10 protein-coding genes and 1 riboswitch are annotated in these 15832 nt (G+C 73.8%); of the genes, 6 read left to right on the top strand and 4 right to left on the bottom strand.

Annotated features, from left to right (window positions below):
• Positions 1-39 precede the first annotated feature (39 nt).
• The gene (locus CNQ36_RS16425; RefSeq protein ID WP_004929696.1) at positions 40-1314 is read left to right on the top strand and encodes an MFS transporter; all 1275 of its coding nucleotides are present in this window, start codon (positions 40-42) and stop codon (positions 1312-1314) included.
• A gap of 38 nt (positions 1315-1352) precedes the next feature.
• Here CNQ36_RS16425 and CNQ36_RS16430 read toward each other — a convergent pair whose 3' ends face one another.
• Both CNQ36_RS16430 and CNQ36_RS16435 read right to left on the bottom strand, forming a co-directional pair.
• Positions 1353-3002 carry an ATP-binding SpoIIE family protein phosphatase gene (locus CNQ36_RS16430; protein ID WP_121546560.1) on the bottom strand — a complete coding sequence of 550 codons (1650 nt, stop codon included), beginning with the start codon at positions 3000-3002 and terminating at the stop codon, positions 1353-1355.
• 174 nt (positions 3003-3176) lie between these two features.
• Complete coding sequence (locus tag CNQ36_RS16435; protein WP_004929694.1) at positions 3177-4556, bottom strand: NAD(P)/FAD-dependent oxidoreductase; 1380 nt, start codon at positions 4554-4556, stop codon at positions 3177-3179.
• A gap of 377 nt (positions 4557-4933) precedes the next feature.
• Here CNQ36_RS16435 and CNQ36_RS16440 point away from each other — a divergent pair, with 377 nt between their 5' ends.
• Positions 4934-5677, top strand: coding sequence for a TetR/AcrR family transcriptional regulator (locus tag CNQ36_RS16440; RefSeq protein ID WP_040906790.1), 744 nt, complete (start codon positions 4934-4936; stop codon positions 5675-5677).
• 597 nt (positions 5678-6274) lie between these two features.
• On the opposite strand, the gene CNQ36_RS16445 is transcribed toward CNQ36_RS16440, so the two are convergent.
• Positions 6275-8398: an asparagine synthase-related protein gene (locus tag CNQ36_RS16445; RefSeq protein WP_121546561.1), complete on the bottom strand. Its 2124-nt coding sequence runs from the start codon at positions 8396-8398 to the stop codon at positions 6275-6277.
• Positions 8399-9116: 718 nt separating this feature from the next.
• Between CNQ36_RS16445 and CNQ36_RS16450 the strand changes: the two genes are divergently transcribed.
• The 4 genes from CNQ36_RS16450 to CNQ36_RS16465 all read left to right on the top strand — a co-directional run bounded on the left by CNQ36_RS16450 (position 9117) and on the right by CNQ36_RS16465 (position 14350).
• Positions 9117-10541: an NsdA family TPR-like regulatory protein gene (locus CNQ36_RS16450; protein ID WP_121546562.1), complete on the top strand. Its 1425-nt coding sequence runs from the start codon at positions 9117-9119 to the stop codon at positions 10539-10541.
• A 48-nt stretch (positions 10542-10589) separates the two neighbouring features.
• Positions 10590-11849 (top strand): L-2-hydroxyglutarate oxidase, encoded by a 1260-nt coding sequence (gene lhgO, locus CNQ36_RS16455; protein ID WP_121546563.1) that lies wholly within the window; start codon positions 10590-10592, stop codon positions 11847-11849.
• 260 nt (positions 11850-12109) lie between these two features.
• Positions 12110-12964: a tRNA (guanosine(46)-N7)-methyltransferase TrmB gene (trmB, locus tag CNQ36_RS16460; protein ID WP_004929687.1), complete on the top strand. Its 855-nt coding sequence runs from the start codon at positions 12110-12112 to the stop codon at positions 12962-12964.
• 30 nt (positions 12965-12994) lie between these two features.
• A complete protein-coding gene (locus tag CNQ36_RS16465; RefSeq protein WP_121546564.1) occupies positions 12995-14350 on the top strand; it encodes a PrsW family intramembrane metalloprotease in 1356 nt (451 codons plus the stop codon).
• Positions 14351-14352: 2 nt separating this feature from the next.
• Here the strand turns inward: CNQ36_RS16465 and CNQ36_RS16470 are convergent, their stop codons facing one another.
• Positions 14353-15372, bottom strand: coding sequence for a M23 family metallopeptidase (locus tag CNQ36_RS16470; RefSeq protein ID WP_121546565.1), 1020 nt, complete (start codon positions 15370-15372; stop codon positions 14353-14355).
• Positions 15373-15381: 9 nt separating this feature from the next.
• Positions 15382-15538, bottom strand: a riboswitch (cyclic di-AMP (ydaO/yuaA leader).
• Positions 15539-15832 lie beyond the last annotated feature (294 nt).

The raw sequence follows: 15832 nt of genomic DNA on the forward strand, positions 1-15832 counted from the left end.
CACTCCTAACTCGTGAGAGAGGTGAACGTGACCAGGGCGATGGGCGCAGCGATGCGCCGGATCCACGTGGGCAACGCACTCAGCGCATTCGGGCTGGGCTTCACGGTCCCGTATCTGTACGTCTATGTGGCGCAGGTGCGAGGACTGGGAGCCATGACGGCGGGTCTCGTGCTCGCCGTCTTCGCCGTGGCGGCGCTGATCGTGCTTCCGTTCGCCGGGCGGGCCATCGTCCGGCGGGGCCCGCTGCCGGTGCTGCTCGTCGCCCTGGTCACGGCCTCGGCGGGCGCACTGAGCCTGGGCCTGTCGAGCGCCGCGGCGACCGTACTGCTGTCGGCGGCCGCCCTGGGCGCCGGCCAGGCGGTGACGCAGCCCGCGCTCGCGACGATGATCGTGGACTGCTCGACCGCGGAGACCCGGTCACGGGCCTTCGCCACCCAGTTCTTCCTGCAGAACCTCGGGCTCGGTGTCGGCGGACTCATCGGCGGCCACCTCGTGGACACCACGAAAGCGGCCTCCTTCACGCTGCTGTTCGCGCTCGAGGCGGCGATGTTCCTGCTGCTGGTCGTGGTGATGGCGACGGTGCGCATGCCGCGCGCGCCGCACATCGGGGGCGCTCCCGCGCAGTCCGCCAAGGGCAGCTGGAAGCAGCTGCTGGGCAACCGGGCCATGGTGCAGCTGTGCGTGCTGGGCTTCGTGCTGTTCTTCGCCTGCTACGGGCAGTTCGAGTCGGGGCTGAGCGCGTACGGCGTCGAGGCGGCCGGGATCTCGACCTCGGCGCTGGGCACGGCGCTGGCGGCGAACACGCTGGTGATCGTGGTCGCGCAGTTCGCGGTGCTGCGGTTCGTCGAGCGCCGCAAGCGCTCGCGGGTGATCGCGTCCGTGGGGCTGATCTGGGCCGTGGCGTGGGCCGTGGCCGGGTACGCGGGGCTGGGCAACGGGAGCCAGACGATGGCGACCGCCGCGTTCATCTCGACGTACGCGCTCTTCGGGCTCGGTGAGGCGATGCTGTCGCCGACGCTCGCGCCGCTGGTCGCCGATCTCGCGCCGACCGGGATGGCGGGGCAGTACAACTCGGCGTTCGCCCTGGTGAAGCAGCTCGCGCTGGCCGTGGGGCCGGCGGTGGGCGGGCCGCTGGGCGCCTCGCTGCACGCGCCGTACGTCGTGATCTTCCTGCTGTTCTCGCTGGGCATCACCGTTCTGGCGGTGCGGCTGGGGCGGCAGCTCACGGATGTGCAGAACCAGCCGTCGGTCGCGCGGAGCCGTGTCGTGGTGCAGGGTGGCGCGTCCGCGGGGCAGGCCCCGGCGCACGCCTGACCCTGCCCGTCCCCTGCCCTTGCCGAAGCCCGCCGGCGCTACGAGCCGGCGGGCTTCGGCAGCAGGAACTCGCACCAGACCGCCTTGCCGCCGCCCGGGGTGCGTCTGCTGCCCCAGCCCGAGGCGATCGTCGCGACGATGGCGATGCCCCGGCCGGACTCGTCGCCGGGCTCCGCGCGGCGGCGTCTGGGCAGGTGGTCGTCGCCGTCGGTGACCTCGATGATCAGCCGGCGGTCGGTGCGGCGCAGCCGCAGGCGCATGGGGGGCGTGCCGTGCTGGAGGGAGTTGGCGACCAGTTCGCTGGTCGCCAGGACGCCCAGGTCGTGCAGTTCGGCCGGGAAGCGCCAGCTGGTCAGCACTCCCGAGGCGAAGGCACGCGCGCGGGGGGCCGCTTCGACACCGCCGAGCAGTTCCAGCGCGGCGTTGCGGAAGAGTTCGCCCTCCGCTCCCTTGCGGGCGGGGTGCTGGAGGACCAGGACGGCGACGTCGTCGTCGTGGTCCGGGGTGACGCCGGCCGAGCGGACCAGTCGGTCGCAGACGACCTGGGGGCCGCCCGTCGCGCCGGCGAGCGCGCGTTCCAGGGCGGCGATGCCCTCGTCCAGGTCCTCGTTCCTCCGTTCGACCAGACCGTCCGTGTAGAGGACGGCGGTGGAACCGGGGCCGAGGGGCACCGATCCCGACGAGTGCATCCAGCCGCCGGTGCCGAGCGGCGGGCCGGTCGGTTCGTCGGCGCGCCGGACGGTGCCGTTCTCGTCGCGGACCAGGATCGGCAGATGGCCCGCGGAGGCGTACACCAGACGGCCCTCGTTGGGGTCGTGGATGGCGTAGGCGCAGGTGGCGATCTGGTTGGCGTCGATCTCCATGGCGAGTCCGTCGAGTAGCTGGAGCACCTCGTGCGGCGGGAGATCGAGCCGCGCGTAGGCCCGTACGGCCGTACGGAGCTGGCCCATCACCGCGGCGGCCCGGACTCCCCTGCCCATGACGTCTCCGATGACCAGGGCGGTGCGGCCGCCGCCCAGGGTGATCACGTCGTACCAGTCGCCGCCGACGGCGGCCTCGGTGCCGCCGGGGTGGTAGGTGGCGGCGACGCGCAGGTCGTCGGGCTCCTCGAGCCCCTGCGGGAGGAGGGAGCGCTGCAGGGTGACGGCGGTCTCGCGCTGGCGGCGCTCGCTGGCGCGCAGGCGTTCGGCGGCCTCGGCGTGGTCGGTGACGTCGGTGGCGAAGACCAGCACTCCCCGGCCCCCGCCCTCGGTGACGGGGGTGCAGGTGAACGTGTAGGAGCGGCCGTCGGGGGCCTTGCGGGACTTCACCGTGCGGGGCTTGCTGCTGCGCAGCACCTGGTCGAGGAGGGGCAGCAGACCGAGTGCCTCGAGCTCGGGGAGGGCCCCGCGGGCGGGGGCGCCGAGCGGGCGGGGGCCGAAGGCGGCCGTGTAGGCGTCGTTGACGTAGGCGATGCGGTGGTCCGGGCCGTGGACCAGGGCGACGAGGCAGGGGACGCGGTCGAGGACCTCGCGCACCGCGAGCTCGTCGACGGCGGGCACGGGCGGCACGTCGTCGGTGAGCCGTTCGGCGCGGGCGGCGGGTACGGAACTCTCTCCCCGCCGGTCCGGGGAGACCGTGTGCTCGGTCCGCGCTGCCGCGCGGCGCTGCGTACCGGGGAGCCGGGCGCTCCAGCGCGTGAAGTTCACGAATCCTTGCCTCGTGTAGTTGTCGGCGGCCGGAAACCGGGACCGGCCGGGGTCCCGAGGGACCGCACCGGGGTGGGCCGGGGCCCGCCCGCGGTGGTGGACCAGTCTGGCAGGGTGCCGACCGGGCCGACATCCGTCAGACGCCGGGCCGGCCGCTGGAGTTCCTGGGTCGGGTCAGGACGACCCCTTCGGGTCGTGCGGGGGGTCCTGGGAAGGCTTTCCACCGGCAGCCAGTTCGAACTCCGCACGGGGGTGTTCGAGTGACCCTAGCGAGACGATCTCCCGTTTGAAGAGCCCCGCGAGCGTCCACTCGGCGGCCACCCGCGCCTTGCGGTTGAAGGTCGGGACCCGGCTGAGGTGATAGGTACGGTGCATGAACCAGGCGGGGAAGCCCTTGAGCCTGCGTCCGTAGACCTGTGCGACGCCCTTGTGCAGTCCCAGTGAGGCGACGCTCCCGGCGTACTTGTGGGCGTACGTCTCCAGCGGTTCGCCGCGCAGGGAGTGGACGACGTTGTCCCCGAGGACCCGCGCCTGGCGGAGGGCGTGCTGCGCGTTGGGGGCGCACTCCCGGCCCGGCTCCCCCGCGGTGAGGTCGGGGACGGCGGCGGCGTCCCCCGCGGCCCACGCGTGCGCGGCGCCGTCGACGGCCAGCTCGGCGGTGCACTTCAACCGCCCCCGCCCGTTCAGCGGGAGGTCGGTGGCCGCCAGCACGGGGTGCGGCTTGACCCCGGCGGTCCACACGACCGTACGGGTGGGGAAGCGGGATCCGTCGCTGAGTACGGCCACCCGGTCGGCGCAGGACTCCAGCCGGGTCTCCAGACGTATGTCGATGTTGCGCCGGCGCAGCTCGCTGACGGTGTACCGCCCCATCTCCTCCCCGACCTCGGGCAGGATCCGGCCCGACGCCTCGACCAGGATCCACTTCATGTCCTCGGGCCGGATGTTGTGGTAGTACCGCGCGGCGTAGCGGGCCATGTCCTCCAGCTCGCCGAGCGCCTCGACGCCCGCGTAGCCGCCGCCGACGAAGACGAAGGTCAGGGCGGCGTCGCGGACGGCGGGATCGCGGGTGGAGGAGGCGATGTCCATCTGTTCGAGGACGTGGTTGCGCAGCCCGATGGCCTCCTCCACCGTCTTGAAGCCGATGGCGTGCTCGGCGAGTCCGGGGATCGGCAGGGTGCGCGCCACGGAACCGGGCGCGAGCACCAGCTCGTCGTAGGCGATCCGCAGCCCTCCGGTGCCCTCCTCCTCGGTGGCGAGGGTGCGGACGGTGGCGGTGCGCGCCGCGTGGTCGACACCGGTGGCCTCGCCGATGACGATGTGGCACCGGTCGAGGACACGACGCAGCGGTACGACGACATGCCGAGGGGAGATGGCACCGGCGGCCGCCTCGGGCAGGAAGGGCTGGTACGTCATGTACGGATCGGGGGTGACGACCATGATCTCGGCCTCGCCCCGCCCGAGTTCCCGTTTCAGCTTCCGCTGGAGGCGCAGGGCCGTGTACATCCCGACGTAGCCGCCGCCGACAACGAGAATGCGCGCACGTTCCTTCACCATCCCATGACGCACCCGTCGCTTCCGTTTGTCCACAGCCCCGACGAATTGTGTGACCGGAAGGCCCACGCGCCCCGGGTTGGCCGATTCACCGGCCCTCCTGGAATTCCCACAGGTCAGCCACGGTGCACCGGCCCCGCCCAGGGGTACATTCAGGACGTATACGACCCGCACTCCGATCGAGGGGCGCTCCGTGCGGAACGTGCCTCTTCCGAATATGACTGCCGCTCAACTATGTTCGTGTGTCGACGGGGTGTAGGGGGATGCGCTCACCGGGACCGCGACGGGCGGAACCGGCGAACCGGGCCCGTCCCCACGCCCCGGCCATCAATGGCGGGGAGAAGTCTCCGGGGGGAGACGTCATTACCGGGGGAAAGCGTATGCATGTTCAGGATTCTCATTGGTCTTCCGCTCTCGCGGCCGGCGCGGCGATGAGCACGCCCACGGGCGGCGGACGCCCGGATGGCGCGCGTTCGACGCCGCTGCGCGTGGACGCCCAGCGCAATCTGGAGCACGTGCTGCGTGCCGCGCGCGAGGTGTTCGGCGAGCTGGGGTACGGCGCGCCGATGGAGGACGTGGCGCGGCGGGCACGGGTCGGTGTGGGCACGGTGTACCGGCGCTTCCCGAGCAAGGACGTCCTGGTCCGGCGGATCGCCGAGGAGGAGACCTCCCGGCTGACCGAACAGGCGCGTGCGGCGCTGGGGCAGGAGGACGAGCCGTGGTCGGCGCTGTCCCGCTTCCTGCGCACGTCGGTCGCCTCCGGCGCGGGGCGGCTGCTGCCGCCGCAGGTGCTGCGGGTGGGGGTGGCGGAGGAGCGCGGGCTGCCGGAGCACGCGCGGTTGCCGCAGCAGCGGACGCAGCCGGCGGGGGAGTTGCGGCTGGTGCCGGAGGCGCCGGTGGCGGTGGCGGATGACGCGGGGGCTGCGGAACTGCTCGAAGTCGTGGGGCAGTTGGTCGAGCGGGCGCGGGACGCGGGGGAGTTGCGGACGGATGTGTCCGTGTCGGACGTGCTGCTGGTGATCGCCACGGCGGCGCCGTCGTTGCCGGATGCGGCGCAGCAGGCTGCGGCGGCTTCGCGGTTGCTGGACATTCTGCTGGAGGGCCTGCGCTCCCGCCCCGCATAGCCCCCGGCACGCTGCCACCCCAGCGGCTTCACAGCCAGGCCCCCCTGCAGGGCGCCCGGCGCGGGCGGACTTGGGGTGGCTTTACAGCGAGGCGCGTCCGCAGGGTGCCCAGCGCGAGCTCACCGGGGGCAGCTTCACAGCTGGGCGCGTCTGCAGAGTGCCCTGCGGGGGTGTGATCCGGGGGTGCCTTTTCGCTAGGCGCGTCTGCAGGGTGCCCGGCGTGAGTGCGGGCCGGGGCGGGGTGTGCGCAACCCGGCGACAGCGGGGTGCCGTCGCGCCCACCCGTGCCGCCCCAGCGGCACGACTGCCCGCGGAGGGCGGGAGGGTGCGGCGGGCCGGCCGCGGAGGGCGGAGAGCGGCGGGGCGGGCTGGCCGCGGAGGGTGCGACGGCTGCCCGCGGAGAGCGGAGGCGCGGCTGCCTGCGGAGGGCACCGGTGCGACGGGGGGTCGCGTACGGCGCGGAGGGGACGGGGCGGGGGTGGTCGCCCGCAGTGGCTGGCGCGTCCGCGCCCCCGACGTATTCCAGCGGGGTCAGTCGCGCCAGTCCGAGGACGGCCACCCCCGACCCGGCCCCGACCCACCCACCACCCCTGGGCGTCAGCGGCCGGCCGCGCCGGCGCCCAGGGCGCCGCGTTGCGGAGCGATCCCGCCCGGCACCGCTCGCTGCCGCGCCGGGGTCCCCGTCCAGCAGGTGCCCCGGCGGGCCAGCAGCCGCCGCAGCCACACCTCCAGCGCCACCAGGTCCGCCAGCCCGTCCAGCGGCAGCGGCTCCCCCTCCGCGGCCCCCCGCAGCGCCTTGCGCACCACCCTCGCCTCGACCAGCCCCGCCTCCGCCAGCAACGGCGTGTCGAACAGCGCCACCAGCGAGTCCGCGGCCACCCGCAACCCCGTCCGCGCCGCACCCCCGGACGTGGCGGCCCCCGGCGCCCCCCACCCCGCCGGCAGCTCCCGCACCCCCGCCCCCTCCAGCACCGACCGCAGGATCGACGCCCGCGCCCCCGGCTGCACCCGCAGTGCCTCCGGCAGCTCCCGGCACGCCCGCACGACCTGGTTGTCGAGGAACGGCGCGTGCAGCCGCTGCGACCGGATCTCCGCCGCCTGCTCCAGCACCCGCAGATCCGCCGCCTGCCGCGCCAGCGCCGCCCGTGCCCGGAAGTCACCGGGCCGCTGCCCGGGACCCACGTCGGACCGCCGCGTCGACGCCTGCAGACGAACCGATACTTCAGCCAACGCCTCCCCGGTCAGCCAGCGCGCCGCCGGCCCGGGTCTGCCCCAGGTCAGCGCCGCCAGCGAGGCATCCGCCGCACCCCCGGGCCCGTCGTCGTCCAGCCGTCGGTGCAGCAGCCGCTCCGCGAGGGACTCCAGCCCCTCCCGGTACGGCGTGCGCGCCAGCCGCCGGGCCGCCGCGTACACCCGCGCGGGAACCATCACGGACCCGTCGGCCTTCGCCAGGGCGGCGACCGGCCGCACCAGGTGCCGCCGCTTGCGGTCCATCAGCAGATCGGCCAGCCGCGCCGGATGCGCGTCCAGCACCTGCTTCGCCCCGTACCCCGTGAAGTGGTCCGCGCTGCCCGCCGCCAGCCGAGCCCGGTGCCGGGCCGCGGACACCAGCGAAGGGCCGGGCTCGTCCGTCAGCGGCCCGTCCAGCTCGACGTACGGCAGCGTCTCCTCCGCACCGGCCACCACCACATGGTGGAACCGCGGGTTCGCCGCCAGCGCCCCGGCCCGTGACAGCTCCTCGTCGTCCCGCCCGCCCGCCGCGCCCCCGCCCGCGAGGTCGTTGAAGGTGACGGCCAGCAGCCGCTCCCCCGCCCCCGTGCCGTGCCCCAGCACGGTCCCCGGCATCCCGGGCAGCCCCGCCGCCAGCAGGGCGAGCGCCCCGGAGGCGGGCCCGCCGGACAGGTCGGCCCCGATGCCCGGCACCGGAGTCCCGCGCGCCGCACGCCGTTCGGCGGGCCCCATGCCCGGCACGGGCCCGGGGTCGATGCCGGTGCCCGGAACGTGCCGGGGCGCGGCCAGGCGCGTGCGCACGGCTTCCACGAGCGCGTCCCGCACGGCGTCCACCGCGTGGCCGGGGTCGGCGGGCGGGGCAGCGACGGCGAGCGAGGCGACGGGTTCGTACCCGGCGATCTCCCGCGCCCCCGCGCGCAGGATCAGCGCGTGCCCCGGCGGCACGCGCTTCACGCCGTCGTACGGCGTGGAGTCGTGCAGCGCGGCCGGTACGCCGGGGGCGGCGAGCAGCGCCGCGAGGTGCCCGAAGTCGAGGTTGGCCTCGATGAGGTCGGCGAGCGGCAGCGCGGCGGTCGCATAGGCCGTGCCGCCCGCCCAGGGGGTGTGGAAGACGGGCCGGGCGCCCGCGAGGTCGCCGCACACGGTGATCCGGCGCCCCACCTGCACGACGGCGGTGTAGCTGCCGGGCCAGGCGGTCAGGTGCCGCAGCGCTCCGCCCCGCGCGGCGAACAGCGAGACGCGCAACTGCTCGTCGGAGGCCCCGCAGGTGCCGAGGACGGCGATCCGGGTCTGTTCGTCGGCGCTGACCACCCGTACCTCGTCGGGGCGCCAGTCGCCGACCGCCCACAGCGGATCGGGGTCGCCCCAGAGCGGCTGGGATCCCACGGGGTGCACGCTCTCACCGTCGACACCGGTGGCGCCGGCGGAGCCGGAGGGGCCGAATCCCCGGGCGCCCGCGGCGGTGCTGCTCCATCCCACCAACCACCGCATCGCCGCCTCCACAGGCTGTGGACAACCAGTGCACCGCATGAACCGGTCCCCATGCTGCCATGAAGGAAGCGCCCAGGAGGGGTGCCGGAGCCGCATGCGCTCCGTCGAACGCGCCCCGGCGGATCCGCCCGCCCGGCCTCGAACGGGCGCCCGCGGCAAAGGAATCACCGTACCGGCGCCCCACAACCGGCCACGCCTCCGCGACGCGAATGCGCCCCCGTCGCGCGCCCCAAAGACCCCTAACGCGCCGTCAACCACCAGGGGAGAAGGGGCGCTACGCCGGAAAGAGCAGGGGTCGATTTTCGGCCAAATCGAAGCGGTGAGGCCACTCTCGAACACGCTCCGTACAGGCTTTGCGCACCGCTGGACGGTCGCGCAGTCCGGGAGACGGAGCACGCCTCCCGGACCGTTCCGCCGCCCGCGGGGATGAAGGCGGCGGTGTCCCCCAGCCCACTGGATCCAGTACAGCGGGCCGACCCACGCACCGCCCATGGAACCGCTCCCCCGGATGGCCGGAGAAGAGCGCACGCACGGGCGCACGGCCACACGCCGGGAGCACGCCGCAACTGCGCGTATGGGAACCGTACTTCAGTACGGACCACAATCCCGCCATCCGGAAGAATGCCCCTTAACGCTTGGGATGCGGCGAACTACGCTGGGTTTACGAATGCCGCGTGGTTATGCCAGCGCGGCAGCCGTCTGTGTCGAGGGGTGGCGCATGTCCAGGGAGCAACGCGGGCCGAACGAAAAGCTCGGCACCGTTCTCGCCCTCGCGGGAATCTCCAACGCGGGTCTCGCACGGCGCGTCAACGATCTTGGCGCCCAGCGAGGTCTGACGCTTCGCTATGACAAGACGTCGGTGGCGCGCTGGGTGTCGAAGGGCATGGTGCCGCAGGGCGCGGCTCCGCACCTGATCGCCGCCGCCATAGGCCAGAAGCTGGGCCGGCCCGTGCCGCTCCACGAGATCGGCCTGGCGGACGCGGACCCCGCACCCGAGGTGGGCCTCGCCTTCCCCCGGGACGTCGGACAGGCGGTGCGCTCCGCGACGGAGCTGTACCGGCTGGACCTCGCCGGCCGCAGAGCCGGATCGGGCGGCATCTGGCAGTCGCTCGCCGGGTCGTTCGCGGTGAGCGCCTACGCCACACCCGCCTCCCGCTGGCTGATAACCCCGGCCGACAGCTCGGTGGCGCGTGACGCGAACCCCGCCGACGGCTCCGGCGCACCGTCCAAAGTCGGCCACAGCGATGTGCGGAAACTGCGGGAGGCCGCCGAGGACGCGAGGCGCTGGGACTCCAAGTACGGCGGAGGGGACTGGCGTTCGTCGATGGTCCCGGAGTGCCTCCGGGTGGAGGCGGCCCCGCTGCTGCTCGGCTCGTACTCGGACGACGTCGGCCGCTCCCTCTTCGGCGCGGCGGCCGAACTCACCCGGCTGGCCGGCTGGATGGCGTTCGACACCGGCCAGCAGGAGGCCGCCCAGCGCTACTACATCCAGGCCCTGCGCCTGGCCCGCGCGGCGGCCGACGTGCCCCTCGGCGGCTATGTGCTGGCCTCCATGTCCCTCCAGGCGACCTACCGCGGCTTCGGCGACGAGGGCGTGGACCTCGCGCAGGCCGCGCTGGAGCGCAACCGGGGCCTGGCCACCGCACGCACCCTGAGCTTCTTCCGACTGGTCGAGGCGCGCGCGCACGCACGCGCCGGGGACGCCCAGGCGGCCGGCGGCGCGCTGAAGGCGGCGGAGAGCTGGCTGGAGCGCTCACGGCCGGGCGACAGCGACCCGTCCTGGCTGGGCTTCTACTCCTACGACCGTTTCGCCGCCGACGCCGCGGAGTGCTACCGCGACCTGAAGGCGCCCCGACAGGTCCGCCGCTTCACCGAGCAGGCGCTGTCGAAACCGACGGAGGAGTTCGTGCGCTCGCACGGACTGCGGCTCGTCGTCTCGGCGGTCGCCGAACTGGAGTCGGGCAACCTGGACGCGGCCTGCGAGCAGGGCGTCCGCGCGGTGGAGGTGGCCGGCCGCATCTCGTCGGCCCGCACCACCGAGTACGTCAGGGACCTCCTGCACCGTCTGGAGCCCTACGGCGACGAGCCCCGCGTGGTCGAACTGCGCGAACGCGCCCGCCCGCTGCTGATGACGACGGCATGACGGCCCGAACCGCCCCCTCCCGGGTTTGAAGGCGCTGTCAGTGGCGCAGTGCACTATCGGAACCGGGAGGTGGTGCGGGTGACGGGGCGTTCCCGTTCCTACGACTGCGACGTGCTGGTGATCGGCGGCGGGATCGTCGGCCTGTCGACGGCGTACGCGCTCACCCGCGCGGCGCCGGGCACGCGGGTCACGGTGCTGGAGAAGGAGTCCGGCCCCGCCCGGCACCAGACGGGCCGCAACAGCGGCGTCATCCACAGCGGCGTCTACTACCGCCCCGGCTCGCTGAAGGCGCGGTACGCGGTGTCGGGCGCCGCGGAGATGGTCAAGTTCTGCGCGGAGTACGACATCCCGCACGCCGTGACCGGCAAGCTGATCGTCGCCACGTCCCGCGACGAGCTCCCCCGGCTGCACGCCCTGGCCCAGCGCGGCCGGGAGAACGGCATCGCGGTCCGCGAGCTGAGCGGCGCGCAGATCGCGGAGTACGAGCAGGAGGTGGACGGCCTGGCGGCCATCCACGTCGGCACCACCGGCATCTGCGACTTCGGCGCGGTCGCCGGCAGGCTCGCGGAGGCCGCGGAGGCGTCGGGTGCGGAGATCCGGTACGGGGCGCGGGTGACCCGGGTGGACCGCCGCCCCGACCGGGGGGTCACCGTCCTCACCGCCGGCGGAGACGTCGTGCGCGGCCGGGTCCTGGTGAACTGCGCGGGTCTGCGCTGCGACGAGATCGCCCGCCTCACCGGTGACGAGCCCGGTGCCCGGATCGTGCCCTTCCGTGGCGAGTACTACGAGCTGGCGCGGCCGGAACTGGTGCGCGGGCTGGTGTACCCGGTGCCCGACCCGGCGTTCCCCTTCCTCGGTGTGCACCTCACCCGGGGCATCGACGGCGGGGTCCACGTCGGCCCCAACGCGGTGCCGGCGCTGGCCCGCGAGGGCTACGACTGGGGCACGGTGCGGCCGCGCGAGCTGGGGGCGACCCTGGCGTGGCCGGGTTCCTGGCGGCTGGCCCGCCGCCACTGGCGGTACGGCACCGGGGAGCTGCACCGCTCGCTGTCGAAGGAGGCCTTCACCCGGGCGGTACGCCGGCTGCTGCCCGCGGTGCGGGAGGACGACCTGGTACCGGCGGCGGCCGGGGTGCGGGCCCAGGCGGTGCTGCGGGACGGCACCCTGGTCGACGACTTCCTCATCCAGGAGACCCCCCGCGCGGTCCACGTACTCAACGCCCCCTCCCCCGCGGCGACGGCATCCCTCCCGATCGGCCGCGAGGTGGCCCGCCGAGCCCTGGAGGCACTGCCCCCACCGACACCCTGACGCCGAGGTGCACCCCCGCGCCACCGACGACGCCGTCCAACCAAGCAGCCGCAGCGGGACGCCACCCCCGCACCCGGACGCTCCCAGGCGGCACCCCGGCCGCTGCGGGGCACTGCCCCGGGGGAACCCCGCCGAACGGCAGCAGGGCCGTCCGGGGCGCCCCGACGCGGCGGGATGCTCGGAGCCGGGGGCAGGGTTGGAGGACCCGGGTGCTGCCCCCGGACGGGTGAGGGGCGGGTCGCCGTAAAATCGGAAGCACTGTGTCTGACACCGTTAACGCCTCCGCAGCCCTTCCCCCCGCTTCCGGCCAGGACGCGCCGCACACGCCCGGGGTGCCCGTCCGCCATACCCGGGCCAAGGGCGAGCCACGGTTCCCGGACGGCCCCAAGGCCGATCCCGCCGGCTCGCACTTCGAGCGGCGGATCCGCAGCTTCCAGCCGCGCCGCAGCCGGGTGACCGCCGGCCAGGCGGACGCCCTGCAGCGGCTCTGGCCCGCCTGGGGCTTCGACATCGACGGCAGCCGGCGCCTCGACCTCGCCGAGTTCTTCGGCAACGGCAACCCCGTCGTCCTGGAGATCGGCTTCGGCATGGGCGAGGCGACCGCGGCCATGGCCGCCGCCGACCCGGCCACCAACATCCTCGCCGTGGACGTCCACACCCCCGGCCAGGGCAATCTGCTCAACCTCGCCGACCAGCGCGGGCTGACCAACGTACGGGTCGGCAACGGCGACGCGATCATCCTCCTGCGGGAGATGCTCGCCCCCGGCTCGCTCGGCGGGCTCCGCGTCTACTTCCCCGACCCCTGGCCGAAGAAGCGGCACCACAAGCGTCGGCTGATCCAGCCGGAGTTCCTCACCCTCGCCGCGACCCGTCTCGCACCGGGGGCGGTACTGCACTGCGCCACCGACTGGGAGCCGTACGCGGAGCAGATGCTGGAGGTGCTCACCGCGCACCCCGGCTTCGAGAACACGCAGGCCGACGGCGGTTTCGCGCCGCGTCCCGGGTTCCGGCCGCTCACCCGTTTCGAGGGCCAGGGACTGGAGAAGGGACATGTGGTGAACGACCTGCTCTTCCGGCGCGTACGGCAGGACGAGCAGGCGGAAGACCGAGCCTGATACAGCCCCCGCCTCGTTAGGGTCGATCCCGTGGCCACCAGCCCTCCGCACCCGGCGCGTCCCGGAGCAGCCTCCGGAGGATCACCGCGGCATGCGCACTGGTGGCGGCGGCCCTGGGTGCGCTACGGCGCGCTGATCACGCTGCTCGCCCTGTCCGGCCTTGTGATCCTGGCGCTGGTGCGGGAGCAGACCGGCACACAGGGGTTCCTGGTCGGGCTCGGCCTCGCCGTGCTGCCGGTGCCGCTGCTCGTCGCCGCCTTCCGGTGGCTGGACCGGGTCGAGCCCGGGCCCTGGCGGAATCTGCTGTTCTCCTTCGCCTGGGGGGCGTGCGCGGCGGCGCTGATCGCGATCGTCGCGAACAGCTTCGCGACCCGCTGGATAGCCACCGCGACCGCGGATCCGACCGGCGCCGACACCCTCGGGGCGACGGTCATAGCGCCGGTGGTGGAGGAGTCCGCGAAGGCCGCCGCCGTGCTGCTGGTCTTCCTGTTCCGCAGACGCGACTTCACCGGGATCCTCGACGGCGTGGTGATAGCCGGGGTCACCGCCACCGGCTTCGCGTTCACCGAGAACATCCTCTACCTCGGCACCGCCTTCGGCACCGACCAGATCACCGGCGACAGCGGAGTCGCCTCGGTCACGGCGGCGACCTTCTTCGTGCGCATCGTGATGTCGCCGTTCGCGCACCCCTTGTTCACCGTGCTCACCGGGATCGGTTTCGGCGCCGCCGCGCTGTCCGCGGGCCGCCGGCGGGTGCGCCGGATGCTGCTGCCGCTGGGCGGGCTGCTCCTCGCGATGGGCATGCACGCACTGTGGAACGGCTCGTCGACGCTCGGCCGGTACGGCTTCTTCGCGGTGTACGCGGCGTTCATGGTGCCGGCGTTCGGGGTGCTGACCTGGCTGATGGTGTGGACGCGGCAGCGTGAGCTGCGGACCGTGCGGGAGGAACTGCCCGCGTACGCGGCCGCCGGGTGGCTCGGCCCGGCGGAGCCGTTCGCGCTGGGCTCGATGCGGGCGCGGCGCGTCGCCCGGCAGTACGCGCGCCGGTACGGCGGGAAGGCGGCGGCACGCTCGGTCGCCGCCTACGAGGCGTACGCGACGTCGCTGGCGTTCCTGCGGCACCGGGGGCGGCTCGGGCGGGCCGGGCCGGACTTCGTCACACGGGAACGGGAGCTGCTGCTGGAGCTGTGGCACCGGCGGGCCCCGGCCCGTCCGGCGCTGGAGCACGCCGCCCGCGCCACCGCGCCACCCGTACCGCTCACGGCGGCGCCGTGGGCGGTGTACGGGGGACACGCGGGGCACGCGGGATACGGGCACGGCTACGGCTACGGCTACGGCCATCCGTACGCGGGGCACGCCCCGCACACACCCGACCGGCAGCCCTGACGTCAGACGGTGAGGCCCTTGCCGCGCAGCCAGGCCAGCGGGTCGATGCCCGAGGAGGAGCCGCCGGGGTGCACCTCGAGGTGGAGGTGGGCGCCGGTGACGTTGCCGGTGGCGCCGACGCGGCCGATCACATCGCCGGTGTTGACCTTCTGGCCGACGCTGACGCTGATGGACGACTGGTGGGCGTACCAGATCTCGGTGCCGTCCTCGAGGGTCAGCACGGTCTTGTAGCCGTAGGAGCCGTCCCAGCCGGCGGAGGTGATCGTGCCGGTGTGGACGGCCTTGAGCAGCGTGCCCGTGGGGGCGGCGAAGTCGAGGCCGGTGTGGTAGCCGGAGGACCAGTAGGCGCCGGCCTGGCCGAAGGTGGAGGAGAGGGTGTACGAGGAGGTCGGCACCGCGTACTGCCTGGCCAGCTCGGCGAGGCGCTCGGCCTCGGCCTTCTTCGCGGCTTCCTCCTCCGCCTTCTTCTTGGCGGCGGCGGCCTTGGCCTTGGCTTCCTTCTCCGCCTTGGCGGCGGCGTCGGCGGCCGCCTTCTCGGCGGCGGCGACGGCCTCGGCCTCGGCCTGGGTCTCGGCCTGGTCCTGCTGCTGCTCGACCTGCGCCATGATCCGGGCGCGCAGCGCCTCACCGGCGTCGGCGGTGCCCTGCTCGTTGTCGGCGGTGGTCATGCCGATGCTGCTGAGGGGGGTGGCCGAGCCCTTGGGGGTTTCCTCGTCGGAGAGGAGGGAACCCACGCTGGGAAGGTCCGGGACGGAGATCGAGACCGGGGGCTTGCCGGTCTGGGCGCTGGCCATGCCGCCGGCGCCGACGGCCGCTATGACACCGACGCCCAGCACGGTGGAGCTGCGGGCGAGTCCTCCGCCGCGCTGCTTGGAGACGCGGTGCCGGCCCCGTACGGGGCGGAGCGTCTCCGCGGTGGGGTTCCACTCCTCGAAGGGGCCCTCGTCGGTGCTTGCCGCGCCGTAGGCGAAGGTGTCGCTCGGCTTGAAGGGGGCCTCGGGGGCAGGCGGGTTGGACGCCACGTGGGCGCACTCCTTTCCTTCCTTCGCCTACCGGGTTAGCTGACGGGTTCGGAGCAGGAAGGTCTCCTACGCGCGTATACGTGCCGTGTCGCCACGGCGGTATCCGCGTGATTCACCCCAAGTGGTGGTTCCCCGGTTCCCTTGCGGGATTCGGCGCGTGCGCACGGAGCCGACTTCTGTGACGGCTGGGACGACCGCGCTGCGTTATCGAACGTTAATAGACGCGAGGGCGTGATTCCAAGCTGTTCCCCTTGATCATTAACGAATCCCGGGGGGACTTAAGCGTCACCGACGGTCAAAAACGGGCGAGTTGACCGCACCTCGAACGACATCGAGAAACTGACGGTGTGTCAGTTGTTATGCGCTGCGAGACGCTCCGCTCACGCTGGGTGAGAGTGAAGGGAAAGGGTGGAGGGGGAGGGGAAAACACCGAGGGCCGGAATCCTTATGGATTCCGGCC

The organism is Streptomyces fungicidicus (assembly GCF_003665435.1).
GTDB lineage: Bacteria > Actinomycetota > Actinomycetes > Streptomycetales > Streptomycetaceae > Streptomyces > Streptomyces fungicidicus.